Source organism: Haladaptatus marinus, from assembly GCF_051194195.1.
Genome location: NZ_JBLZNK010000002.1, coordinates 604,951 through 626,545, shown reverse-complemented (window position 1 = coordinate 626,545; position 21,595 = coordinate 604,951). Strand labels below are relative to the sequence as shown.

Annotated in this window: 24 protein-coding genes; 15 read left to right on the top strand and 9 right to left on the bottom strand. The window is 58.4% G+C overall.

Annotated features, from left to right (window positions below; genetic code table 11):
• Window positions 1–22: 22 nt before the first annotated feature.
• Window positions 23–322: a stress response translation initiation inhibitor YciH gene (gene yciH / locus ACN2TU_RS05475; protein ID WP_435153615.1), complete on the bottom strand. Its 300-nt coding sequence runs from the start codon at window positions 320–322 to the stop codon at window positions 23–25.
• Between the two features lie 143 nt (window positions 323–465).
• Complete coding sequence (locus ACN2TU_RS05470; protein WP_435153613.1) at window positions 466–630, bottom strand: hypothetical protein; 165 nt, start codon at window positions 628–630, stop codon at window positions 466–468.
• An 84-nt stretch (window positions 631–714) separates the two neighbouring features.
• Between ACN2TU_RS05470 and ACN2TU_RS05465 the strand changes: the two genes are divergently transcribed.
• A complete protein-coding gene (locus tag ACN2TU_RS05465) occupies window positions 715–1,866 on the top strand; it encodes a thiolase family protein (RefSeq protein ID WP_435153611.1) in 1,152 nt (383 codons plus the stop codon).
• Between the two features lie 2 nt (window positions 1,867–1,868).
• Complete coding sequence (locus tag ACN2TU_RS05460; RefSeq protein WP_435153609.1) at window positions 1,869–2,234, top strand: Zn-ribbon domain-containing OB-fold protein; 366 nt, start codon at window positions 1,869–1,871, stop codon at window positions 2,232–2,234.
• 369 nt (window positions 2,235–2,603) lie between these two features.
• On the opposite strand, the gene ACN2TU_RS05455 is transcribed toward ACN2TU_RS05460, so the two are convergent.
• Together ACN2TU_RS05455 and ACN2TU_RS05450 are read right to left on the bottom strand one after the other, a co-directional pair.
• Window positions 2,604–3,299 carry a DUF7547 family protein gene (locus ACN2TU_RS05455; protein WP_435153607.1) on the bottom strand — a complete coding sequence of 232 codons (696 nt, stop codon included), beginning with the start codon at window positions 3,297–3,299 and terminating at the stop codon, window positions 2,604–2,606.
• 39 nt (window positions 3,300–3,338) lie between these two features.
• On the bottom strand, window positions 3,339–4,565 hold the full coding sequence (locus ACN2TU_RS05450) for a GNAT family N-acetyltransferase (RefSeq protein ID WP_435153605.1): 1,227 nt from the start codon (window positions 4,563–4,565) through the stop codon (window positions 3,339–3,341).
• A gap of 148 nt (window positions 4,566–4,713) precedes the next feature.
• Here ACN2TU_RS05450 and ACN2TU_RS05445 point away from each other — a divergent pair, with 148 nt between their 5' ends.
• The gene (locus tag ACN2TU_RS05445) at window positions 4,714–5,202 is read left to right on the top strand and encodes a DUF7992 family protein (protein ID WP_435153603.1); all 489 of its coding nucleotides are present in this window, start codon (window positions 4,714–4,716) and stop codon (window positions 5,200–5,202) included.
• A 24-nt stretch (window positions 5,203–5,226) separates the two neighbouring features.
• Here the strand turns inward: ACN2TU_RS05445 and ACN2TU_RS05440 are convergent, their stop codons facing one another.
• Window positions 5,227–6,312 carry an NADH:flavin oxidoreductase/NADH oxidase gene (locus ACN2TU_RS05440; RefSeq protein ID WP_435153601.1) on the bottom strand — a complete coding sequence of 362 codons (1,086 nt, stop codon included), beginning with the start codon at window positions 6,310–6,312 and terminating at the stop codon, window positions 5,227–5,229.
• 115 nt (window positions 6,313–6,427) lie between these two features.
• On the opposite strand from ACN2TU_RS05440, the gene ACN2TU_RS05435 reads away from it, so the two are divergent.
• Window positions 6,428–7,168: a DUF7504 family protein gene (locus tag ACN2TU_RS05435; protein ID WP_435153599.1), complete on the top strand. Its 741-nt coding sequence runs from the start codon at window positions 6,428–6,430 to the stop codon at window positions 7,166–7,168.
• Between the two features lie 27 nt (window positions 7,169–7,195).
• Here ACN2TU_RS05435 and ACN2TU_RS05430 read toward each other — a convergent pair whose 3' ends face one another.
• Window positions 7,196–7,576 carry a hypothetical protein gene (locus tag ACN2TU_RS05430; RefSeq protein ID WP_435153597.1) on the bottom strand — a complete coding sequence of 127 codons (381 nt, stop codon included), beginning with the start codon at window positions 7,574–7,576 and terminating at the stop codon, window positions 7,196–7,198.
• A 441-nt stretch (window positions 7,577–8,017) separates the two neighbouring features.
• Window positions 8,018–8,551, bottom strand: a complete 534-nt coding sequence (gene dpsA / locus ACN2TU_RS05425; RefSeq protein ID WP_435153595.1) for a DNA starvation/stationary phase protection protein DpsA — start codon at window positions 8,549–8,551, stop codon at window positions 8,018–8,020.
• Between the two features lie 224 nt (window positions 8,552–8,775).
• On the opposite strand from dpsA, the gene ACN2TU_RS05420 reads away from it, so the two are divergent.
• Together ACN2TU_RS05420 and ACN2TU_RS05415 are read left to right on the top strand one after the other, a co-directional pair.
• On the top strand, window positions 8,776–10,206 hold the full coding sequence (locus ACN2TU_RS05420) for an aldehyde dehydrogenase family protein (RefSeq protein ID WP_435153594.1): 1,431 nt from the start codon (window positions 8,776–8,778) through the stop codon (window positions 10,204–10,206).
• A gap of 1,488 nt (window positions 10,207–11,694) precedes the next feature.
• Complete coding sequence (locus ACN2TU_RS05415; protein WP_435153592.1) at window positions 11,695–12,909, top strand: Cdc6/Cdc18 family protein; 1,215 nt, start codon at window positions 11,695–11,697, stop codon at window positions 12,907–12,909.
• 26 nt (window positions 12,910–12,935) lie between these two features.
• On the opposite strand, the gene ACN2TU_RS05410 is transcribed toward ACN2TU_RS05415, so the two are convergent.
• Window positions 12,936–14,264 (bottom strand): APC family permease, encoded by a 1,329-nt coding sequence (locus ACN2TU_RS05410; protein ID WP_435153591.1) that lies wholly within the window; start codon window positions 14,262–14,264, stop codon window positions 12,936–12,938.
• A 235-nt stretch (window positions 14,265–14,499) separates the two neighbouring features.
• Between ACN2TU_RS05410 and ACN2TU_RS05405 the strand changes: the two genes are divergently transcribed.
• The 4 genes from ACN2TU_RS05405 to ACN2TU_RS05390 all read left to right on the top strand — a co-directional run bounded on the left by ACN2TU_RS05405 (window position 14,500) and on the right by ACN2TU_RS05390 (window position 18,443).
• Window positions 14,500–15,270 carry a sugar phosphate isomerase/epimerase family protein gene (locus ACN2TU_RS05405; RefSeq protein WP_435153589.1) on the top strand — a complete coding sequence of 257 codons (771 nt, stop codon included), beginning with the start codon at window positions 14,500–14,502 and terminating at the stop codon, window positions 15,268–15,270.
• Between the two features lie 167 nt (window positions 15,271–15,437).
• Window positions 15,438–16,397: a carbohydrate kinase family protein gene (locus ACN2TU_RS05400; RefSeq protein WP_435153587.1), complete on the top strand. Its 960-nt coding sequence runs from the start codon at window positions 15,438–15,440 to the stop codon at window positions 16,395–16,397.
• Between the two features lie 77 nt (window positions 16,398–16,474).
• Window positions 16,475–18,034 carry a uracil-xanthine permease family protein gene (locus ACN2TU_RS05395; RefSeq protein ID WP_435153585.1) on the top strand — a complete coding sequence of 520 codons (1,560 nt, stop codon included), beginning with the start codon at window positions 16,475–16,477 and terminating at the stop codon, window positions 18,032–18,034.
• 109 nt (window positions 18,035–18,143) lie between these two features.
• Window positions 18,144–18,443: a zinc ribbon domain-containing protein gene (locus ACN2TU_RS05390; RefSeq protein ID WP_435153583.1), complete on the top strand. Its 300-nt coding sequence runs from the start codon at window positions 18,144–18,146 to the stop codon at window positions 18,441–18,443.
• Here ACN2TU_RS05390 and ACN2TU_RS05385 read toward each other — a convergent pair.
• Entirely contained in the window at window positions 18,436–18,810 is a 375-nt protein-coding gene (locus ACN2TU_RS05385) for a secondary thiamine-phosphate synthase enzyme YjbQ (protein WP_435153582.1), read from the bottom strand. The genes ACN2TU_RS05390 and ACN2TU_RS05385 overlap by 8 nt on opposite strands.
• 52 nt (window positions 18,811–18,862) lie before the next feature.
• On the opposite strand from ACN2TU_RS05385, the gene ACN2TU_RS05380 reads away from it, so the two are divergent.
• From ACN2TU_RS05380 to ACN2TU_RS05360, 5 genes are all read left to right on the top strand, one after another.
• Window positions 18,863–19,168 (top strand): MazG-like family protein, encoded by a 306-nt coding sequence (locus ACN2TU_RS05380; RefSeq protein WP_435153580.1) that lies wholly within the window; start codon window positions 18,863–18,865, stop codon window positions 19,166–19,168.
• Window positions 19,113–20,102: a methyl-accepting chemotaxis protein gene (locus ACN2TU_RS05375; protein ID WP_435153578.1), complete on the top strand. Its 990-nt coding sequence runs from the start codon at window positions 19,113–19,115 to the stop codon at window positions 20,100–20,102. Before ACN2TU_RS05380 ends, ACN2TU_RS05375 begins: the two co-directional genes overlap by 56 nt.
• 84 nt (window positions 20,103–20,186) lie before the next feature.
• Window positions 20,187–20,663, top strand: a complete 477-nt coding sequence (locus ACN2TU_RS05370) for a YbaK/EbsC family protein (RefSeq protein ID WP_435153576.1) — start codon at window positions 20,187–20,189, stop codon at window positions 20,661–20,663.
• A gap of 38 nt (window positions 20,664–20,701) precedes the next feature.
• Entirely contained in the window at window positions 20,702–21,130 is a 429-nt protein-coding gene (locus tag ACN2TU_RS05365) for a DUF4149 domain-containing protein (RefSeq protein WP_435153575.1), read from the top strand.
• Entirely contained in the window at window positions 21,127–21,543 is a 417-nt protein-coding gene (locus tag ACN2TU_RS05360; RefSeq protein ID WP_435153574.1) for a GIY-YIG nuclease family protein, read from the top strand. Before ACN2TU_RS05365 ends, ACN2TU_RS05360 begins: the two co-directional genes overlap by 4 nt.
• Window positions 21,544–21,595 lie beyond the last annotated feature (52 nt).

The window sequence follows — 21,595 nt, the reverse complement described above, 5'->3', positions numbered from 1 at the left end:
CACCCCCACGTTTGCCATCGGTTTAGTTGATTGCGTACCCCTTCTCTCGCAGAACTTCCCCCACACGCTCGCGGTGATTACCCTGGAGTTCGATTGCCCCTTCGTGTATGGTTCCACCAGTTGCCATCTTTCGTTTGAGTTCCGACGCGAGTTCTTTCAGGTTAACCGAGTCGGAGTCGAACCCCTCCACGATGGTCACTGGCTTGTCGTAGCGCCGTTTTTCGATTCGGATGCTAAGACGCTGTTCGGTTCTCCCCAAGTCTTCATCGATGCCGAGTTCCTCTGGCAGTCCCGTAATGGAACTAAAGTCGTCTTTTGCCACGGCAAGCTACAGTATGACACCGAGTACCTTGGCTCTGTCTCACAATATCCTGAGAAAATCCGTTGAAACACTAATTCAAGCACTTCTCGCCATCAGTGTGCGAAAATACACCAACACGACCGGGTCGGTAGTCGATTATCACGTCATGGCATCCGTCCTCGGTGAACGTGAAACTCCCGCAGTTTGCGGTCGTAGTTGATGCGGTCGAAATAGCCGAACCTCGCCTCGGGTGAATCGAGAATCACGACGCAACCAGAACCGGCGATCGGTACTGTAGCGAAAGTGGTAACGAGGGCTTCCCGTCGCATACCAAACACGAGTTCGACTCGTGACAAATATCTTCCCTTCCGGAAATCTCAAGATTCTAAACCCACCCCTGCGTCGTCTGTGGCATGAACCGAGTCGCAGTCATCGGCGCGTCGATGACGGAGTTCGGAAAGCGCGAGGGGTGGATACGCGAACTGCTCGCGGAGGCCGGACAAGCATGCCTCGACGACGCTGACGTCTCGCCACACGACGTGGAGCACCTGTACGTTTCGAACATGGCGAGTGGGGAATTCGAGGGCCAAACAGGGATTCCGAACGCGCTGGCGCACGACTTGGGCGCGCTTCCGGCGTACACCCAGCGAATCGACCAGACGAGCGCGAGCGGGGGGGCTGGAATCTACGCCTCGTGGCAGTCGGTCGCGTCGGGGGCGAGTGACCTGACCCTGCTCGTCGGGGGCGAGAAGATGACCCACAAAACAACGGCCGAATCGACGGACATTATCGCCTCGCTCACGCATCCCGAGGAGTACAAACACGGCGTCACGCTCCCGAGTTTTGCGGGCTTGACCGCCCGGAGATATCTTCACGAATACGACGCCCCGCGCGAGAGTTTGGCGAGAGTGGCCGTGAAAAATCACAAGAACGGGGTCGATAATCCACACGCCCAGTTCCGTAAGGAGGTCGATTTGGAGACAGTGATGGACTCACCCATCGTCGCCGATCCGCTGCGATTGTACGACTTCTGCCCAATTACGGACGGAAGTGCAGCACTCATGTTTTGCCCCGAATCGAAGGCGAAGGAGTACACCGACGACTACACCGTCATTTCGGGTATCGCTGGCGCAACTGACACTCACGTCGTCCACCAGCGTGCTGACCCCACCGTGATGGGTGCGGCGTACGAAAGCAGCGAACTCGCGTACCAGATGGCCGAACGCAACCCGGACGATATCGACGTGGCGGAACTCCACGACATGTTCACGATCCTCGAATTTCTCCAGAGCGAGGCGGTCGGCTTCTTCGACCAAGGCGAGGGCTGGAAAGCAGTAGAGGAGGGCGTCACCGACCGCGATAGCGAGTTGCCCATCAACACCTCCGGCGGCCTGAAGTCGAAGGGCCACCCACTCGGCGCGAGTGGCGTTGCACAGGCGTACGAGCTCCACCAGCAGTTGCGTGGCGAGGCCGGAAAACGACAGGTCGATGCGGAGGTCGCACTGGCCTGCAACGTCGGTGGATTCGGAAATTGTGTTACGACTACCATCATGGAGGCACGATAATCATGCCGCTCGAAGCACATCGCTGTCCGAACGGTCACCTTACGATTCCGGTACACCCGCGCTGTCCGGAGTGCGCAGAATCGCAAGAGGAGACCGTGGACATGACCGACGAGACTGCCGAGGTGGTGACGTGGACGACCAGCACCGCGACCCCGCCCGGCGTCCGTCAGCCGAACCACCTCGCAATCGTCGAGTTCGAGGTGGACGGCGAATCGGTACGTACGATCGGCCAGTTGACGACTGACGGCGTGGAGATTGGCGACGAGGTTCGGCCAGTCTACGCCGAGGAACTCCGCGACCCGAACGCCGGTATTCGGGAAGCGGCGAGTCAGGAGTGGGACGGCTACCGCTTCGAACCTATGGAGTAAACGGGAGCAACCGCTGATTTTTCGGGGAAGGTAGCTTCACGAATAATTGATTTTTGACGTGGTGTGGTTCCTCGCGCGAGCGACCTCCGGTCGCTACCGCTCACCGAGGTCGTTCGTGACAATTCGCGCGATCCAAATTGTCCATGTGGCGCGCGCTGGCATAGGCCTGAGGCGTCTACCGCCGAAGGCATGTGCTGAAGTCGTGCGAGGGATGAGTATCGCAGGCCTGTGGCCGAGGAACGCAAGAGGTTGGGGAGGCATGTGGCCGTCGCGGTGCGGTAGCGATCTGCTTGGAGTCGGCAACAGCCAGCATCACCGGAAATAGAGAAAATCGACGATCTGACTCACAATATAGGGAAATCAAAAATCCTACTCCTCGGAATCGTCGGCACCGTCGGCAACTGCACCACCATCCGAGTCGTCGCTATTCTCCGAATCGTCGTCCAAATCAGCCGCAGAATCGCCAGCATCCCCATCCCAGACGCCGAGTTCGTCTCGAATCGAGCGCAGTTCGGCGTCTACATCGACCTGCGGTTTTTCGTCGTCGTCCTCGATTTCCTCGGCCTCCGCGTCCGCCTGCTCCATCGCCTCGCGACTGTCGTCCGCTTGCTCTTTCCCGGTCGAAATCTCTTCGCGGATGTCGTCGCTGAGTCGGCGTGCGTCTTCGAGAATCCGCCGCGCACCCGGTTCCTGCGGAAGACCACCTTCGGTGAGCGCGCCCTCGACTTCATCGAGCGTGGACTGGAGACGATCCAGCGTGGCCCGACTCGCGCGTCCGGCGCGGGAGCTGAGTTCGGAGCGCGCTTCGCGGGTCGAATCGTACTCGGGGTCGACGAGGCGGATGATTTGCTGAAGTGCCTTGAGCGCGCGAACGTTCGCCTCCAGCATGGTGATAAGCGTCGGGAGGGCGTACTCGCTCGTAAACGAGAGGACTTCGCGGGGCGTCGGCGGGCGAGGAAGACCGAACGAACCTCGTGGTGGCTGCCGAAGTTCCGTCTGAAGGTCACGCAACATTGTCTCCAACTCCTCGATTCGGTCTTCGAGGTCGTCCGGGTCGTCAGACATGGCCGGATGTTCGCACCGCAGGACAAAAATATTGGTTGGTCAGAATCCTTCCCGAAGGAACACGTCTCGTTTCGGGAAGAGTGAGTCGAGACGAGCGCGGGCGTCGTCGGATTCGATGGCGCAGTCTCCGAATCGCTCTGCCCCCTCGACGGAGTAGTACCCCGCAACCAACTGTGAAAGCGTGTTCACGTCGAAAGTCACATCGGGTTCGGCGTCGGTGCGGCCACAGAGCACGACATCGTCGGGATCGAGTTCGAACGTTCCGTCGTTCCAGTCCGCCAGTGGGTCGATAACTCCAATGACGATGCTTTCGGTGGCTTCGTCGGGGAACGAGATGCTTTCGAGGGCGCGCGGAACATCCACGAGTCGGAACATCGGCCCGGTGTGAATCTCGCATTCGACATCGCGCGGGTTATCCACCATGTCGAGTAGCGACGTGTTCTCGGGTTCGTGGATGACAACGCTCTCGACTTGTGAATCGTGATACTGCACGAATCGAAGCAGGTGGCGGTACGCTTCGTCGTCCGCATATGCCAGTTCCCACGTTTTGAGTTGCCTGCCGTCCTCACCGTCCTCGATGACATAGACGATGAAACCTCGCGCGTTACCCTTTAAATCGTCTTTGTTCGTGTCGGGCGAGTCGCGTTCGTCCTCGTCTTGCACCCACACGTACACGTATGGATCTTTGTCCCACTGTTTGAACACCCGATTTCGCCACCACTCCTCCGTTCGGTCGATGGAGAGGGCGTAGTTCTCTCCGTGGGCGGCGAGAACGGGGGCAAGTAGTTCCCAGTCGTCCGCATCGACGCGACGGAACTCCCCCGTCGATTCGGTATCCAGTGCGAGGGTGTCCGGTGTCGTCTCGTATCTGGTGAACTTGGTCACCGTCCCCCAGCCATACTTCCGATAAAATTCGTAGGAGAAGGGCCAGAGGGAAGAGAAGTACACCTCGTTCTCGCGGTACTCGACGAGCGAGTCCACGAGCATCCGCTGAACTAATCCTCTGCGGCGGCTTTCCGGCGGCGAGGCGACGGCGGACAGTCCGGCCATTTCGTGCCACTCACCACGAATACGCGTGCTGAACCAATGGTGTTTGCAGACACAGAGGAGATCGTCGTCGTCGAACAGCCCTCGGCGATCACCGAGCTCCGGTTTGTCGTCCTCATCGTCGTCGGTTTTCGGGCCGTCCTCTGGGCGAAAGGCGTAGCGCAAGAACCCGTCGTATTCGCGCTTGCGTTTGGCGGGAATCGGTCGATATTCGGGCATATTTGTTGGTAGATGTGAAATGAGAAATAGGTTCGTATCACCCACATAAACCATATGCAGCCATATCAAATTCGTGTTTGAGCTCACGAGTTCCGAACCACAACGGACGCATGGAGAGTTTATCCCCATGAACGTCGTTTCTATACGTATGAGCCTGGACGTGAGCACACCCGACGCACCGACCATCGACGGGGAGAGCGAAGACCAGTACGAACCCGACGGGGCGAAACGGAGCGACCTCCAGGAATACCTCGACGGCGATGAAAACGCATGGGAGGAAGGGTTCAGCGAATGGGCGTCGGAAACGTCGCTTTCCGAGGATTCCTATCGCATCATCCTCGAACTCGGTCTCTTGAACGAACTCGATTTCTTCTGGGATACCGAAACCGAGGAAGTTGGATTCGAATCACCGGAGATAGGGGATGACTGGAAAGACCGACATCCGCAGCTCGAGACGTGGTCGACCGTCTCCGAAATCAACGAAGAGATGGACGAATTGGGCGAGACGGTTGCTGGCACCCTCAGCGACTACTACATCGCGTGGGAGGCAGAGCGAGAAGTGACGGAGACGTTCGGCGAGCAGTACAATGGCCGTGACGATGCGCTCTCGGAAAACGAGCGCGACCGGGAGATATGACGGAAGCGAGTGTCGTTCGAAACTCTATAATGCCCGCCGATACTGCACCGGCCACTCGACACGGTCTTCGGCATCGAGTTTTTCGGCGGCATGAAGCGTGAAGTACGGGTCGCGGAGATGTTCGCGGCCGACGATAGCGAGGTCGGCGCGTTCGTTCCGGATGAGTGCGTCGGCCTGCGCCGGTTCAGTAATGCCCCCGACTGCGCCCACCGAAAGGTCGGTTTCCTCGCGAATTTGCTCGGCGTAGGGCACCTGATAATTGGGGCCGGTACTCGGAATCTGCTGGGCAGGATGCAGTCCTCCGGCGCTTACGTCGATGAGGTCGGCCACGTCGGCAAGTCGGTCTGCGAGCCGAACCGAATCCTCTACGGTCCACGATTCTCGGTTTGGAAGCCAGTCAGTTGCGGAGATTCGAACGAACACCGGTTTGTCGTCGGGCCAGATTGTTCGAACGGTTTCGGTGATTTCGCGGACGAGACGGGTTCGATTTTCGAAGCTCCCGCCGTAGTCGTCATCGCGGTGGTTTGCGACCGGTGAGAGAAATTCGTGGAGCAAATAGCCGTGGGCTGCGTGCACTTCAGCGATTTCGAATCCCGCGTCGAAGGAGTGTTGTGCCGCAGTTCCGAAGGCATCCACCACGGTTTGGATATCGTCCGTCGTCATCTCGCGGATTCGGGGTGGGTCGGAATCGTATGGCCACGGATCCGCACTTGGTGCGACAGTTTCCCATCCCCCATTGTCGGGTTGGAGGGGGGTGCTTCCCGCCCACGGGCGGGACTTGCTCGCTTTTCGACCGGCGTGTGCGAGTTGAATCGCCGGAAGTGCGCCCTGTTCGCGGATGAACCGTGCAACGGGTTCGAGGGCGTCCGCGTGCTCGTCGCTCCAGATGCCGAGGTCGTTCGGCGAAATGCGCCCGCGAGGTTCGACCGCCGTCGCTTCCGTCATCACGATTCCCGCGCCACCAGTCGCACGACTTCCGAGATGAACGCGGTGCCAGTCGGTCGCTAAGCCGTCTCCCGCAGAGGAGTACTGGCACATCGGAGAGACCATCACACGATTTCGTGCCGTACTATCCCGAAACGAAATGGGGCTAAAGAGGTCGTCAGCCATCGTCGTCACGTACACATCCGCCCCTGAAAACAACTACAGACGCTGCCGTGTTTGCCGATATCCCCGAACGCAATATCCGAAAACTTATAATACATAGTAGTGTTTGTGTGAAACAATGCAGTATCGTGGCGAAAACAGTACCTCTGCGTCTGAGACGGCAGCCGTTTTTACTCGAACACTGGCAGGTCTCAAACGCCGAGGAAGCGGGCTTCTTCTGGTTGGTCCACAGCCAGCGATGGATGAAGCCTGCAATCGATTCCTCGGTGAATCACAGACTGAGCCGCGACAGCGATTACTGGTTCGAACCGACGGAGAGAATCACCACACACACGCTGCGTGTGCGGGGTTGGGTTCGGCTACTGATTGCACGAGCGGTTCGAACGATGGAACCACCAAAGTCATCGAACGAGTGACCCACACACGAGGCGCCGCGATGGCGTCGAATGCTGGGTACGAAGGTGCAGGAACGGATACTGAACCGGAAACGACCGTCCTCACTAGTAGGAGTCTTCCACGCCTCGGAATTACGATTTCCGAAGTTATCGACGAGTTCGACCGGGAGTGTGGTGGTTTGGAATCGGGCGAACTCCGGGTGTGTTTTGATTCCCTCACACCCCTCTTGGAGGAGTACGACCAAGAGTCGGTGTTTCGGTTCCTCCACATCCTGACTGCCCGCATCCGACACGTCAACGGGATGGCGCACTTCCATCTTCCAGCCGAGATGGATTCGACCATCATCAACACACTGGCACCTGTTTTCGACGCCGTCGTCGAAGTTCGGACGACGGGTGGTCTGGCCGAACAGCGATGGCAGTTAGTCCAACAGGACGTGACAACTGATTGGCTCTCGCTTTAACTCCGATGTTGATGACAATCGGAACTGTCAGTCGACCAGTAGCCACGGATGGCGGTTGCTCAGTCGAGTGGCGATCCGTCGTCCTTCTGTCGGGGCAAACCGGTCGAGTTCTCTAAGTCGGATGATATCATCGTCCGTAATTTGTTCGAACAGCGGCGTGTCGAGCAGTTGTGCAACACCCGGAACCGCCTGTTGCCCGTATAATCGCTGCCGTCGTCGCCGTTTTCCCTCGGCGATCCATTCTCCGGGGTCGAGTGAGTGGTCGTAGGATTCGATTATCGGATACCAACCACCTCGAACAGCGTGGCCCGTGTATCGAGAAACCGTGGACAGTCGCTCACGAGGGGTGGATTCGTTCGACGGATGCCGACCGGCATCCACAGGTTCGAAGAGTTTTTCGTGTGCCACCAACAGACGGTGAAACTGTTCGACGGAACGTGACAACTCTTCGGCGACGGCCGACCGAAATCGGCGCTCTGCCTCCTCGTAGTACCGATAAAATTTCCCGCGAGCGTTCCGTTCGAAGGTCCGCGCCTCGAAATATGGTTGTTTATATCGCTCAATATGTCGAGGTATTCGATTTTGTGTTCGGACGGCGGTGACTGGAGTCTCGCAGCACCTCGGTCCGCCTTGACCAGTGCGCTCAGGCACTGCTCGCCTCGATATTGGAAGAATCTATATCGACCATCGTTTCGCTCGACCAAATCCCGAGCCCCCCTGAAGAAACCCTTCGAAACCATACGATAGTTGGCATCTCGTTTGAGTGCTACAGCTTAAATCTTTCAACGAAATTATCACAAGGAATAATTTGTACGGGCTGGTTTCGAGGGATCATCCCGCGTTGACCGCTTACCAAAGTGTGAGTGAGTCGTGGGCGAGGAAATGGTCGATTTCGTGTGCATACTCCTCTATCTCCACGAGTTGTTCGCGGAGTATTTCGCCCGTAGCGTGGTCACCCAAACTCTCAGCGAGTTCGATGTGACTGCTGACGCTCTCGATGATATCGCCGTACGCTTCGAGGTCGTTCTCCATCGACGTTCGCACGTCGTAGACATCCTCGCCTTCGAACGGAACTGGACTGTGCTGTTCGAGCATGGCCGGACCACTTATCGGAACTCCACCGAGTGCCTGAATCCGCTCCGCGATTTCGTCGGCCGCGTACTCAGCGTCTTCTGCGGCCTCCCCCCAGAACAGATGAAGTTCCAAATACTGTGGCCCTTCGACGTTCCAGTGATGTTTTCGAAGTTGGTGATAGAGCACGTACGTTGCCGCGAGATCGGCGTTCAGTGCCTCGATAATCTGTTCCGCCTTATCGATATCCAATCGAACCGCGTTCATTTCGACGGTTCCCGCCCGCTGTCGAACCCGTTGCTGTTGGCTCATTGTACCCCCTTCCCCCGGTACATCGGCGGTCAGTATAAAATATGCGCCGGGCACAAATTCCAATCGAGACCGGTTTTACCGAGCGAAGAACCGATTGCGTTGGGGTAGGTGCGATTTTCAGCAGTCGGATGTTAGCGTTCGACATATCAGGTGGTGAAAACAACCCAGAGTCATTAATCCAGTTGTGAGTAAATAATTTACCGACGGAGTGCCAAGGGATACCTATGACACAGAAGCGTCTCCATCGCCGGGAGCAGTTGTACATTGATGGCGAATGGTTGGAAGCCGACGACGTGCTCGAAGTTACAGACCTCGCGGACGGTGGAATTTTCGCCGAAGTGGCCGCGGCCGACGCCGAACAAGCCGACAGGGCACTCGCCTCCGCACAGCGCGCGGAGGCCGAGATGCGAGAAACCACCATCCCACAACGAGCGGAGTGGGTCGAAACCATCGCCGACGGCCTCCTCGAACGAAAGGAGGAGTTGGCCGAGGTCATCGTCCGCGAAGCCGGGAAGCCGATTTCGAGTGCCCGTGGCGAAGTCGAAAGCGCGGCCGAACGATTCCGCCGAGCCGCGGAGGAAGCTCACGACTTGCGCGGCGAATATCGCGAGGGAACGACGCGCGGGCACGAAGGCTGGGAAGCCATCGTCAAGCCGGAACCGATTGGAACCGTCCTGGCTATCACACCGTACAACTACCCCCTCGCAACGACCGCATTGGAAGTTGCCCCTGCACTCGCGGCGGGTAACTGTGTCATTCTCAAGCCCGCCAGCAAAACACCGGTGAGTGCGGCGATTCTGGCCGAGGTGATTTCCGAAGTGGACATTCCGGACGGCGCGTTCAACTTTACGCCCGGAAAAGCGAGCGAAATCGGTGACCTCCTCGTCGGTGACGACCGCGTAAACATGATAACGATGACCGGCTCCAGCGCGGCAGGCAAACACGTCGCGCGAAAGAGCGGAATGGTGAACCTCCACATGGAGCTCGGCGGAAACGCACCCGCAGTGGTCTTTCCGGACGCCGACCTCTCCGATGTGGCCGGAGCCTGCACGAAAGGCTCGTTCAAGTATGCCGGTCAGCGCTGTTCCGCCGTCAGTCGAGTCGTCGCACACGAATCTGTTCACGACGAAGTGGTCGAACGAATCGATGTGACGATGGACGGCTGGACTACCGGTGACCTCTTCGACGAGGACACGCAGATGGGACCGCTCATCAGCGAAGATCAAGCAGACTGGGTCGAAGAGCTCGTCGAAGATGCCGTAGAGAAAGGTGCTACCCTCGTTCGCGGCGGTGACCGTGACGGTCAGTTCTTCGAGCCGACACTTCTGGCGAACGTTCCCCACGACGCTCGAATCATCCACGAAGAGCAGTTCGGCCCCGTCGCAGCAGTTACTTCCTTCGAGAGTGAGGAAGAAGCCCTCGACATCTCGAACGGCGGCGACTTGGCGCTCGATGCGGCAGTGTTCACCACGGATTACGATCGAGCGCGTCGGATGGCCGACAAACTCGACGCCGGAGCGGTGCGAATCAACGGCGCTCCGAGTCACGGACTCGGCGACATTCCGTTCGGTGGGAACAAAGGTTCAGGCATTGGTCGGCAGGGTCTTCACCTGACCATCGAGGAAATGATTCGGCGGAAGAGTATCATCCTGTAACCGTAGCGTTCTACCATCCTTTTGACGTGCCCACGCTTCCTTGTTTTATCGGGGAGACCCCATCGTTCCGCTGTGTCTGACATCATGCGTTCGACCCCGTCGTTCCGCTGTCCATTGACGTGCCAAACCTGTATTTCAAGGACTGAGAAAGCTAATCGCCCGTATGATTTCCTCCCGGTCGTTCATTCGAAATTCCCATCACCGTCCGAAATTCCCGTCGCCATCCGTTCGATACCCCATCGTTCCGCTGTTTTTTCTGGCCAGTAGTCGTCCATCGGGTGCCAAATCCTCCGGTAGAGGGCACCGGTGACCGCGATTCACCATTTTATCGACTTCATGGTGTGAAATCATCTCGGCAGAAAAGGGGTAAAAATGCAACCCCGTCGTTCCGCTGTTTTTCGGTGGCCCGTGAACGTACGCACGCTCGTTCCTGCGGAGTGAATCATCATCAACATCATTAGTTATCCACTTTCCACCGATTTTTCTCACTTTCCAATCACTCACTTTTTGAGTCGTCTTTCTGGAAGCGCTCGAAACGGAGCCGTGGAACGAACAGACGTGTGACGTACCCTGGTGTGCACTCGCGGGGTTGCTAAGTACGAACTCTGGGTAACGAGGTCTGAACGCGAGGTAGTTGGGTATGAGACAGTAGCTGAGTATGAAACATTGGAACGCACGTTAACTGTAACGCGAGTTCGTGTGCCGTCTACGAGGATTGACGCTGTTGTCGCCGAGTACTTGCCGTTTTCGCCAATGTGTGGTTGTTTCCGCCAAGGTGTGATTCCGCCAAACTATGGTCGTTTCCGCCCGTCGGTTTATTCAGGGGGTTGTCCGAGACACTGTTTCTCACACCACACACACCGTCGTTCCGCTGTCTTTTCGCCGTCGTTCGTTCGTCTACTATCGCTGTCTCCCGGTCTTGTCTGCTTGCACGGTGGTTTTCTCTGATCCCATCGTTCCTCTGTTCTCTATAGTCGTAATGAGACATCGAGTATGGGGACGTTTCCCCTGTTTCCGTTGTTTGGCGTCTTTTTATACTCACCCCCACCCCTGCGTTCCGCTGTTTTTTCGGACGGAAGGGTGGGGCAATGAGACGGTCGGTTCGAAGGACGAATTATTCATCGACTATTCCAGTGAAATAGTCTATTTTGTCGGGTTTACGGATATGGTTGTCTGGATGATGACTTGAATGTTCCTGTTCTAGAATCTCCCGTCACATCCCTTACCCTCTTTCTCAGCAATACAGCGGAACAGAGGGGTGGGGGTCATACTTAAACAAGCGTGTCAGAAGAAACAGGCGAAACATAGGAACGGGTGGTTTTGGCGTGGTTTCACCGATAATCAGCCGGCCGCATAGAACCGGCGAAGACGTAGAGACTCCCGTCACGAGCGCTGTGTGTCTGACACAGATGATTCTCACGAAACTCAGGAAACATAGGAACGGGTGGTTCGGAAGGGTTATCAATCTGCCCTGTTTGCGGTGGAGTAATGGGATCATTCGAATTCGTCCGCGAACATTCACCGTACAAACATCGGGAGGCACTGCTTGATGATTACACACCCGACACGCTGGTCGGTCGGGACTCCGAGTTGGCGGAGTACCACGGCGCACTCCAACCAGCCATCTACGGCGAACAACCCGACAACATCTTTCTCTACGGTAAAGCCGGTGTCGGGAAAACCGCCGCAACGCGATTCCTCCTCAATAAGCTCGAAAACAACGCCGACGACTACGATGACCTCGACATCTTCACTGAACTCGTCAACTGCGACGGCCTCAACTCCAGTTATCGCGTCGCTAGCCATCTGGTGAACACCCTTCGCGACCCTGCAAACCGCATCAGCGAAACCGGGTATTCGCGGTCGCAGGTGTACGAACTGATGTGGGACGAACTCGACAGTCACGGCGGTATTATCCTGTTGGTGCTGGACGAAATCGACCATCTCAAGGATGACAGCATTCTCTACCAGCTTTCCCGTGCACGGGAAAACGAAAACCTCACCGAGGCTCGAATCGGCCTCATCGGTATCAGCAACGACCTCACGTTTAGGGACGGTCTCTCCCCGAAAGTTCGCTCGTCGCTCTGTGAACGCTCGATTTCCTTCTCGACTTACGACGCGAACGAACTCCGTGCAGTGCTCGAACAGCGCCGGGAAGTCGCGTTCAAGGACGACGTGCTGACGGACGACGTAATTCCACTGTGTGCCGCGTTCGGCGCGCAGGAATCCGGCGACGCGCGAAAAGCTCTCGATTTATTACTGAAGGCGGGCGACCTCGCACGCGAAGAAAACGCGGCACGGGTATCCGAAGAGCACGTCCGAAGGGGTCGCGACCTCCTCGAACGAGAGCAGGTCGCTCGCGGCATCGCCGACCTAAACGACCACGAGCGACTGGTCGTCTACGCCCTCGCAACCCTCGAAGCAGAGAGTGAGACGCCCGCTCGGTCGCGCGAAATCTACTCCCGATACAAGGCACTCTCGGAGGCCGCCCAACGCGAAGCTCTCACCGCCCGATGGCTCCGCGAACATCTCGACGACCTCTCGATGCTCGGCATCCTGTCGGTTTCAGAAATCAACGAAGGCTCCGCGGGCGGAAAGTACCGCGAATACGCCCTCCAGCAGGATTTGGCGGTCGTCCTCGATGCGCTCGAAGAAACCCTCGAAGCGATGGGTGTCCATACGAGCGTCAAAGGCTACGTCTGACCGATTCACTGTCGTTCATATTTTGGCTATACGATATCCTCGACGCTGGATTCCACTGCGGATAGCCTATCCTCTATCGACTTTCGCTCGAAGTACAGCAGTTCGACCGTCACAACGACGACGGAGATAACGATAACCGTCCAGAAGACCGACCCTTGACTCGTGTAGAGATGCCAGAGGAGCGCACATACTGTCGCAATCGCGCCGAGCGTTCCGATTGCTGGAACGACTCTCGTTCCGGTCGTCGCGTCCTCGTTTCGATGCCTGAAAGCGAGATAGCTCACCCCGCCGAAAATGGTGATGAACGCGAGTGAGGCGAACGACGAGATTCCATCGAGACTCCCGAAAACGGTGAATCCGACCGTGAGTGCACCCAGGACGACCAGCGCTCGAACCGGTTCGCCGTCGTCGCTCTTGCTGAGTTGTGCAGGGAGATACTCCTCGGAAACCATTCGATTTAGCAGACGGGATGAGCTGAACAACGTCGCGTTGATGGCGCTTCCGGTGGAAAACAGTGCTGCCACGGAAATCAGAACGAACCCTATCTGGCCGAGAAATGGCTTTGCCGCGATTGCGAGTGCAGTTTCGGAGTTGTTCTGAATGACTGCCGGAGCCACGAGGTTCGTGGTCACGACGGCGACGATCACGTACAAACCAGTTACCGCGACGATAGAGACGTAAATCGCGGTTCGTATCGTCTCCGTCGGATTTCGAATACTGTTCCGGTCGAACAAGAGGAGTTCCCAGCCTTCGAACGCGACGAAGGAGAGCGCCGCCGCCACCACGGGACCGACACCGAACGCCGAGAACCCCGGTCGAATCTCGCCTCGCTTGAAACCGTAGTACAGTCCACCGATGCCGAACAGGAGCAAGATGAGCACCTTCAAGCCGACCAAGGCGTCCTCGGTTCGTCCGGAAGCGTGCGCCCCAATGGTGTTGAGGCTGACAAAAACGACCACGATTACCATCGAAACGAGAGGGCGCGCTGGAATCCCGCCGACCGAATGGACGCCGACGATTTCGACCAAGTAGCTACCGAACGCGAAAGCGTACATGGCCATCGTTCCGATGTATCCAACGACGAACGTCCAGCCAGTCATCCCGGCCAATTTGGTACTTCCCGTGAATCGCTCGATGTAGGTTAGCGGGCCATCGCCCTCGTTTGCGAGCCGACCCAACCGGACGAACGAGTAACCCGCCGAAAGTGCGATAATGCCCGCGACGAAGAACGCGAACCATGCTAGTGTTCCAGCAGTGACGGCAACGACACCCAGCACGGCGAAAATTCCCCCACCGACCATTCCCCCAACTGCCATCGAAATGGATTCAGCGAGCCCGATTTTTCCGGATGCCATCGTATCATGAACAGTGTCCAGTTCTATCAGTGTTGGCGCTCGCCGCTCCCATCGTCGGTACTCGCAGTCGGTTTCTCACGATTATCGATGGTTCGTTGGTCGAAATTTCTACGATTTCGACGGCTTCGACGGTACAAGGGATGAACGTCACGTATTTCTTCGAATTCGGACGGACGGAACGTTCCGGGGCGAACGCTCCCACCAGAGCTAACTCCTCATCCATCGAGCGACGGATATGGACGCGAAGACGGGATTCGTCACGCAAATCGAGATGGCGTACGACGAGGCGTTCGAAGTCGCGGGCGACCTCGAATTTGACTACGTCGAACTGATGATGGACGGGGCGACCGAACGCCAACGTCTCGACCCGGCTGCAGTCCGGAGGCGTGCCGACGAGTGTGACATCGACCTCGCAGTTCACCTTCCCTTCACGCTCGACATCGGGTCACCGTTCGACCACGTTCGAGAGGGTGCGATTCGAGAGGTGCAAGCTGCCATCGAAACGGCAACCGAGCTCGGGGCGACGAAAGGCGTCCTTCACGCCAGCTCGAACGCGTGGAAACCGGCATGGGATGCCGAAACCATCGGGTCGAACATCGTCCAATCGGTGCGAACCATCGACGAGTTCGGCCGCGAACAGGGCTTCGAAATTTGCGTCGAGAACATTCCCAGCGGGTGGTTCACCGTCCACGAGTTCGACCGAATTTTCGAGGAAACCGACGCCTCGATGACGCTTGATACGGGCCACGCACGAATCGATGGGCTGGATTCACACGGGATGGCCTCCTTCGTCGGGAGACACGGCGACCGGATTTCACACTTCCATCTAAACGACACGCGGCGGGCGAAAGACGAACACCTCCCGTTCGGGTCGGGAACCATCGAGTTCCGCGATATTTTTGCGGCCATACCCGACGACTGGGATGGAACGTTCTCACTCGAAGTGTTCACCCTCGATTACGGCTACATCGAGACGAGCAAGTCGCATCTCGACGAACTGCTCTGACGACGGTCGTAGCTTGTTTCAGGCGGTTCGTCTCTGTCGCGTCCTCGTCGGAAATGCCCGAAATATCAATTTCCTGTGAATAGACGTCGTTTGAAAACCCCTCCGCAAGGGGGACAAACCACATCGCGTAAGCAAATCCTTTCCTACTGGCCTTCCCACGGGAAACTGTGACTGATACATCGAAGCCGAAAATCCTCGTTTCTGGGGAAGCGCTCGTGGATTTCCTGCCGGGGCAGTCCGGCTCTCTTTCCGACGTGTCGACTTTCGAACGGAGACCGGGCGGCGCACCCGCGAACGTGGCTGTCGCACTCTCCAGACTGGACGAAACGCCGTGGTTTTGGACGCGTATCGCGAACGACCCTTTCGGAGATTTTCTCGCCGACACGCTTGCGGAGTCGCTCCCTGACCGCTTTATCGAACGCGACGAGGACGCAAAGACGACGCTGGCATTCGTAACTCACGACGAAGCGGGCGACCGGGAATTTACGTTCTACCGCGACGGGACAGCGGACACCCGACTCCGGCCCGAAGGTGTCTCGGACGACGTGCTCGCCGATATCGACTGGGTGTACGTCGGCGGGGTGATGTTGGCCTCGAACCCCGGACGTCGGGCAACGCTCGACCTCGCGGAACGCGCGAAAAAGGCGGGCTGTTCGGTCGTCTTCGACCCGAACGCACGACCCGAACTTTGGCCCGAGAACGGGTTTTCGGACATAATCGCCGAGGTGCTGTCGCTTTCCGACGTGGTGAAAGCGACGCCCGACGACCTCCGGATGGACGGTTTCGACGCACAAAATCCGGTCGACCTGGCCGTCGATGTATGCGAGACAGGACCGCACACCTGCCTGCTCACGCTCGGTGAAGATGGAGCACATGCCCACGCAACCGAGGACGCGCCGTGGGGTGAAAACTCGCTGAGTCACGATGGCTACGACGTGTCGACGGTGGACACGACGGGGGCAGGGGATGCGTTCACCGCGGGTGCGTTGGCGTCGTTCGCCGAGGGCAACTCCCTTGATGAAGTGCTGGCCTTCGCGAACGCAGTTGCCGCCCTGACGACGACCGAACCGGGCGCGATGACCGCGCTCCCGACCCGCCCAGCCGTCACCCGACTTCGAAATTCGTAATATTCTCTGCAGAGTTCGTAACGGCACTTTTATGGCTATTACGAAGAATCCGAACAACAGACCGCGACTGAGAAGGCATGACAGGAACGACAGGTGACACGAATGAGGACGCGGCGCTCGAAGAAGCGTCGTTCGTGGAGTACGGCATCGAAGACAAACCGCCGATGGGGGAATCGGTTCTACTGGGGTTCCAGCACTATCTGACGATGATCGGCGCGAACATCGCCGTTCCGCTGGCACTCGCGGGTGCGATGGGGATGCCCGATGCGGAGACGGCGCAGTTCGTCGGCACGTTCTTCGTCGTCTCCGGAATCGCAACGCTGGCCCAGACGACGTTCGGCAACCGGTATCCCATCGTGCAGGGTGCCACGTTTTCGATGCTCGCACCTGCGCTGGCGATCATCGGCGTCATCGGTGGTGGTTGGCGCGTGACCCTCCTGGAACTCCAAGGAGCGGTCATCGCGGCGGCCGCTGTCGAGGTGGTCGTCGGCTATCTCGGCTTGATGGGGCGATTGAAAAAATACCTCTCGCCGGTCGTCATCGCACCAACCATCGCGCTCATCGGCCTGTCGCTGTTCGGGGTTCCACAGATTACCGACGTGAATCTTGCCGCTCCTGGTGCACAGCAGAACTGGTGGCTCGTCGGTCTCACGCTCGGACTCATCGTCCTCTTTTCGCAGTATCTCGACAACCATCGCGCGTTTCGACTGTTTCCCGTCCTGCTCGGCGTCGTTTCGGCGTGGCTCATCGCGGCGATTTTGTCGGTGACCGGATTCTACGCACCCGGGACGCCGGGCTACGTGGCGCTCGAACAGGTCGCGAGTGCCAATCCGATTCAGCCCGTGATGCCGCTTCAGTGGGGGATGCCCAAGTTTACGCTTCCATACATCATCGGGATGTTCGCGGGCGTCGTCGCGTCGATGATCGAGAGTTTCGGCGACTACCACGCCGTCGCCCGATTGTCGGGCGTCGGCGCACCGAGCAAAAAACGCATCGACCACGGCATCGGAATGGAGGGTCTCGCCAGCGTCTTCGCCGGGTTCATGGGTACCGGCAACGGTTCGACCTCCTACTCCGAGAACATCGGCGCAATCGGCCTGACGGGCGTGGCCTCGCGCTACGTCGTCCAAATCGGTGCCGCCCTGATGCTCGTCGTCGGCTTCGTCGGCTACTTCGGCCAACTCGTTGCAACCATCCCGAGTCCGATCGTCGGCGGACTGTTCATCGCCATGTTCGGGCAGATCGCCGCCGTCGGCCTGTCGAACCTGAAATACGTCGATTTGGACTCCCAGCGCAACCTCTTCATCGTCGGCTTCGCTATGTTCGCGGGACTCGCGATTCCGGCGTACATCGGCGGTGTCGAAGCGAGTGCATTCAAGCAGGGCATGGCCAACGTCGCAGTGCTCGGCCCGGTTCTAGGCAGTGACCTCGTCTCGAACACCCTGTACGTCATCCTCGGTACCGGGATGGCGGTCGGTGGTCTCGTCGCGTTCGTCCTCGACAACACCGTCGAAGGAACCCGTGAGGAGCGCGGCCTCGAAGCGTGGGAGGCCATCACCGAAGACGAGAGCGACTTCCAGAGTGCCGTCGAACGGTTCGGCACCAGCGACGGTTCCGACCCGACGAAGGCCGACTAACGCCCTGTCAACGGTTTTCCGTTCGCGACCCGTTTCTGCAAAATTTGCCCACACGCTTTTGTTCTCCCCTGTCGTGCGTAGAGATAGCACGCGACAAGGATGGATTTCTATGACAACAAACGAATCGGAAACGACGACTGACGCCCCTGATGACTCGCATTCGGACGACGACTCCCAGACGAGCACGCTCCAGTCGCAAGTCGAAGCCCTCCGCGACGAACTCGAAGCGACGAAAGACCGACTCCAATCCGCCGAGAAGCATCTACGGTGGATGGCGCAACACCAAGCCAGCGAGACCGGAAAGAGCGTCTGTCCGGAGTGCAGTTCCGGCGGTTCGCTCGCGGTTGAGCGAACCGCCACGGGGAAGAAGAAAGTCGAGTGTACGAACTGCGGGAAACGCTTTATTTAACCAGAACGCGGCGGGTTCGCGGCCCGTCGCAATCGACGAATAGAACCGACTGCCACGTCCCGAGTGCCAGGTCGCCGGATTCGACCGGAATCGTGACGTGCGAACCGAGCAGCATCGCTCGAAGGTGTGCGTCCGCGTTGTCGTCCAACTGGTCGTGTTGGTAGTCGTCCCCTTCGGGAACGAGCGTCGAAAGTGCAGTTTTGAGGTCGGCGAGCAGTCCGGATTCGTTTTCGTTCACGACTACGCCGGCGGTGGTGTGCGGGACGAAGACGGTGCAGGTTTCGGCGTCGGTGAAGACGCGTTCGTTCACTTGCTCGGTGATGTCTACGATGTCCACCCGTTCCGAGGTGCTGACTTCGAACTCCATACACTGCCTTCGACTCGCGGGGTCTAAATCACCGCTCCGAAATTACATTGCAATGAAAGAACAGCGAACCGTCGCACGGTTCCTTGCGGAACACGAATTGGACGCTCCACCGGCTTACCGACTACTCGACCTTACAGCGGAAATCGGCGAACTGGCGGCGGACGCGAACGAATCGACCGATTACGGCTCGTCTCCGGATTCGATTTCAGTCAACTCGGACGAAGTCGGTGATGCACTGTTTGCCCTGCTCTCGCTCGCCGAGTCGCTGGATATCGACGCAGGGGAGGCACTGGACGAAGCGGTTGCGAAATACGAATCCCACATCGAAGCAACCGGTGACGCCGGTTCGGACAGGTAACGGCCCCGCGGCGAGTCAGGAAGTGACCGCGAGCACGGACGAGATAGAACAGGCGAGTCGGCAGGTAACCGAATCGACACAGATGATGTCCGAAGGGGCAATCGAGCAGTCCGAATGCCTCGAACTCACTGCCGGAGAGATGAGCGAACTGTCGGCGACCATCGAGGAAATCGCGGCCTCCGCGGATCAAGTGGCCGAGTCCGCCCGGCACTCGGAAGCGCTTGGGGAGGATGGCCGCGAGGCGGCGCAGGCGGCCATTGAGGAGATGTCCGCCATCGAGTCGGGAACCGAAACGACGGTCGAACACATCGAGGAACTGGAGTCCGAAATCGAACGCATCGGCGACGTGGTCGAACTGATTCGATCCATCGCGGACCAGACGAACATGCTCGCGCTGAACGCGAACATCGAGGCTGCGAGCGCCGACGGTTCCACCGAAGGCTTCGAAGTCGTCGCGAACGAAGTGAAGGAACTCGCCAACGAAACGAAAGAGGCTGTCGGCGATATCGAACAGCGAATCGAAACGGTTCGCTCGCGGGCGGAAGTGACAGTCGAAGACATCAGGGAGACGCACGGCGCTGTCGAAGACGGCGTGGTGACGGTGCACGAAGCGTTGGAATCCCTCGAATCAATCGTGAACAACGTCGAGGAGACGAGCGTGGGCGTCGAAGAAATCAACGACGTAACCGACGAGCAGGCGGCGACGACCTCCTCGGTCGTCGCCATGGTGGACGACGTGAGCCGAATCGGCGAGAAAACGGCGGAGGAGGCCGAAGATGTTGCGGCCGCCGCCGAAGAACAGACGGCCTCGCTCGACGAGGTGTCCCAGAGCGCCGAATCGCTCGCCCACCAAGCCGAGTCGCTTGCGGCCACGGTTGACGATTTCCACGTCGGACGCCAAGAGGACGCGAACGGTTCGGACGACTCGCTGTAGCACCAACTCCTCACCTTTCACGCAACAGCGATTTTTGATTACCGCCACCATCACCGATTTGGGGGTTCGAACTCCACTACCGCCATGCACGAACGAGCGAGCGAGTTCGAAGAACGCGCGGAAAACGAGGCCGGCTTCGATGTAGACGTTCACGAGTTTCCGGAAGGGACGAAAACCGCCGCAGACGCCGCCGCGGCTATCGGCTGTGACGTGGCTCAAATCGCCAGCAGTCTCGTCTTTGATGCTGGTGACGACCTCGTCGTGGTCGTCACCAGCGGCGCGAACCGAATGAGCGAAGAAAAACTCGCGGAATTGCGTAGCCTGTCCGAAAGCGAGGTCGGAATGGCTGAGGCAGACGAGATTCGAGAAGTTGTCGGCTGGTCGATTGGCGGCGTGCCACCTTTTTGCCACGATAGCGACCTGCCCGTCTATCTGGACGAAACGCTCACGAACTTCGAAACGGTGTGGGGTGCGGCAGGGACACCGAAAGCCGTGTTCCCGATTTCGCCCGAAAAGCTACGGGAGTTGTCCGGAGCCACTGTCGCGGACGTGAGCGAGTAAGCGAAAGGCCGATTTCAGTTCCCTTCTTTCGTTCCGCCATGACCCTTCTCGAAACAGGAGTGACGTTCGTTCTCGACGCGACTCTCGGAATCTGGCTCGGGAGCATGCTTTTCTTCTCGTTCATCGGCGCGCCGACGACGTTCGACGTGCTGGACGACGATGCCGGTCTGGTGGTGAACGCCATCTTCCCGAAATACTACCGATTCGGCGAAATCCTCGGATTTACGGCGGTCGGCGCCGCGGTAATCGCTGGGAGCCAGGACATGCTCGATTCGATTGCCGCGCTCACGATTGGGCCGCTCGTACTGGTCGCGCTTGCCGCGACGATTTACGCCCGCGTCAGGCTCATTCCGAAGATGGAGGAAGCAGGCGACGATGGATTCGCAAAATACCACAAGCAGTCGGTGCTGTTGAACGGCGTGACCATGCTCGCGGTTGCGGGCAGTCTGGTGCTTTCGCATCTATGAAGGGAACATACACCTTGCTGGTCGAACTTGCCACCCCAGCAAAGATCGAATTTGGCGCGAAAGGCAGCAGATCTCTCGATTCCGGGTGGTACGCTTACACCGGCAGTGCGTTCGGGCAGGGCGGTTTCTCGCGCGTGGAACGCCACGCGCGAGTCGCATCGGGGGAAAACGACGCCCGCCACTGGCATATCGACTATCTGCTCGGCAGTTCCAAATCACGATTAGTTGACGACGTGCGAACTCCGGTGGTGGATATCGAGTGCGATGTGGCCCGAACGCTCAACGACGAGGTTCGACCGGTTTCGGGAATCGGGGCGTCGGACTGCAACTGCGGGTCCCATCTCCACTTTGCACAGGAAAACGGGACACTCGAACCGGCGGTACGACGGGCACACGAACTGGCAGAAAAGTGACTATCGCGGGTTGAAAGACGGGCACTAGTTTTAATCCCGCGCTCGCCAACTT

What these genes read in the sequence shown, in the direction of transcription:
- dpsA (WP_435153595.1), bottom strand. Translation starts at nt 8,551, where the DNA reads ATGAGCCAACAGCAACGGGTTCGACAGCGGGCGGGAACCGTCGAAATG.
- ACN2TU_RS05455 (WP_435153607.1), bottom strand. Translation starts at nt 3,299, where the DNA reads ATGTCTGACGACCCGGACGACCTCGAAGACCGAATCGAGGAGTTGGAG.
- ACN2TU_RS05420 (WP_435153594.1), top strand. Translation starts at nt 8,776, where the DNA reads ATGACACAGAAGCGTCTCCATCGCCGGGAGCAGTTGTACATTGATGGC.
- ACN2TU_RS05460 (WP_435153609.1), top strand. Translation starts at nt 1,869, where the DNA reads ATGCCGCTCGAAGCACATCGCTGTCCGAACGGTCACCTTACGATTCCG.
- ACN2TU_RS05435 (WP_435153599.1), top strand. Translation starts at nt 6,428, where the DNA reads ATGCAGTATCGTGGCGAAAACAGTACCTCTGCGTCTGAGACGGCAGCC.
- ACN2TU_RS05440 (WP_435153601.1), bottom strand. Translation starts at nt 6,312, where the DNA reads ATGGCTGACGACCTCTTTAGCCCCATTTCGTTTCGGGATAGTACGGCA.
- ACN2TU_RS05370 (WP_435153576.1), top strand. Translation starts at nt 20,187, where the DNA reads ATGCACGAACGAGCGAGCGAGTTCGAAGAACGCGCGGAAAACGAGGCC.
- ACN2TU_RS05380 (WP_435153580.1), top strand. Translation starts at nt 18,863, where the DNA reads ATGAAAGAACAGCGAACCGTCGCACGGTTCCTTGCGGAACACGAATTG.
- ACN2TU_RS05385 (WP_435153582.1), bottom strand. Translation starts at nt 18,810, where the DNA reads ATGGAGTTCGAAGTCAGCACCTCGGAACGGGTGGACATCGTAGACATC.
- ACN2TU_RS05410 (WP_435153591.1), bottom strand. Translation starts at nt 14,264, where the DNA reads ATGGCATCCGGAAAAATCGGGCTCGCTGAATCCATTTCGATGGCAGTT.
- ACN2TU_RS05365 (WP_435153575.1), top strand. Translation starts at nt 20,702, where the DNA reads ATGACCCTTCTCGAAACAGGAGTGACGTTCGTTCTCGACGCGACTCTC.
- ACN2TU_RS05405 (WP_435153589.1), top strand. Translation starts at nt 14,500, where the DNA reads ATGGACGCGAAGACGGGATTCGTCACGCAAATCGAGATGGCGTACGAC.
- ACN2TU_RS05470 (WP_435153613.1), bottom strand. Translation starts at nt 630, where the DNA reads ATGCGACGGGAAGCCCTCGTTACCACTTTCGCTACAGTACCGATCGCC.
- ACN2TU_RS05450 (WP_435153605.1), bottom strand. Translation starts at nt 4,565, where the DNA reads ATGCCCGAATATCGACCGATTCCCGCCAAACGCAAGCGCGAATACGAC.
- ACN2TU_RS05445 (WP_435153603.1), top strand. Translation starts at nt 4,714, where the DNA reads ATGAGCCTGGACGTGAGCACACCCGACGCACCGACCATCGACGGGGAG.
- ACN2TU_RS05390 (WP_435153583.1), top strand. Translation starts at nt 18,144, where the DNA reads ATGACAACAAACGAATCGGAAACGACGACTGACGCCCCTGATGACTCG.
- ACN2TU_RS05465 (WP_435153611.1), top strand. Translation starts at nt 715, where the DNA reads ATGAACCGAGTCGCAGTCATCGGCGCGTCGATGACGGAGTTCGGAAAG.
- ACN2TU_RS05395 (WP_435153585.1), top strand. Translation starts at nt 16,475, where the DNA reads ATGACAGGAACGACAGGTGACACGAATGAGGACGCGGCGCTCGAAGAA.
- ACN2TU_RS05415 (WP_435153592.1), top strand. Translation starts at nt 11,695, where the DNA reads ATGGGATCATTCGAATTCGTCCGCGAACATTCACCGTACAAACATCGG.
- ACN2TU_RS05360 (WP_435153574.1), top strand. Translation starts at nt 21,127, where the DNA reads ATGAAGGGAACATACACCTTGCTGGTCGAACTTGCCACCCCAGCAAAG.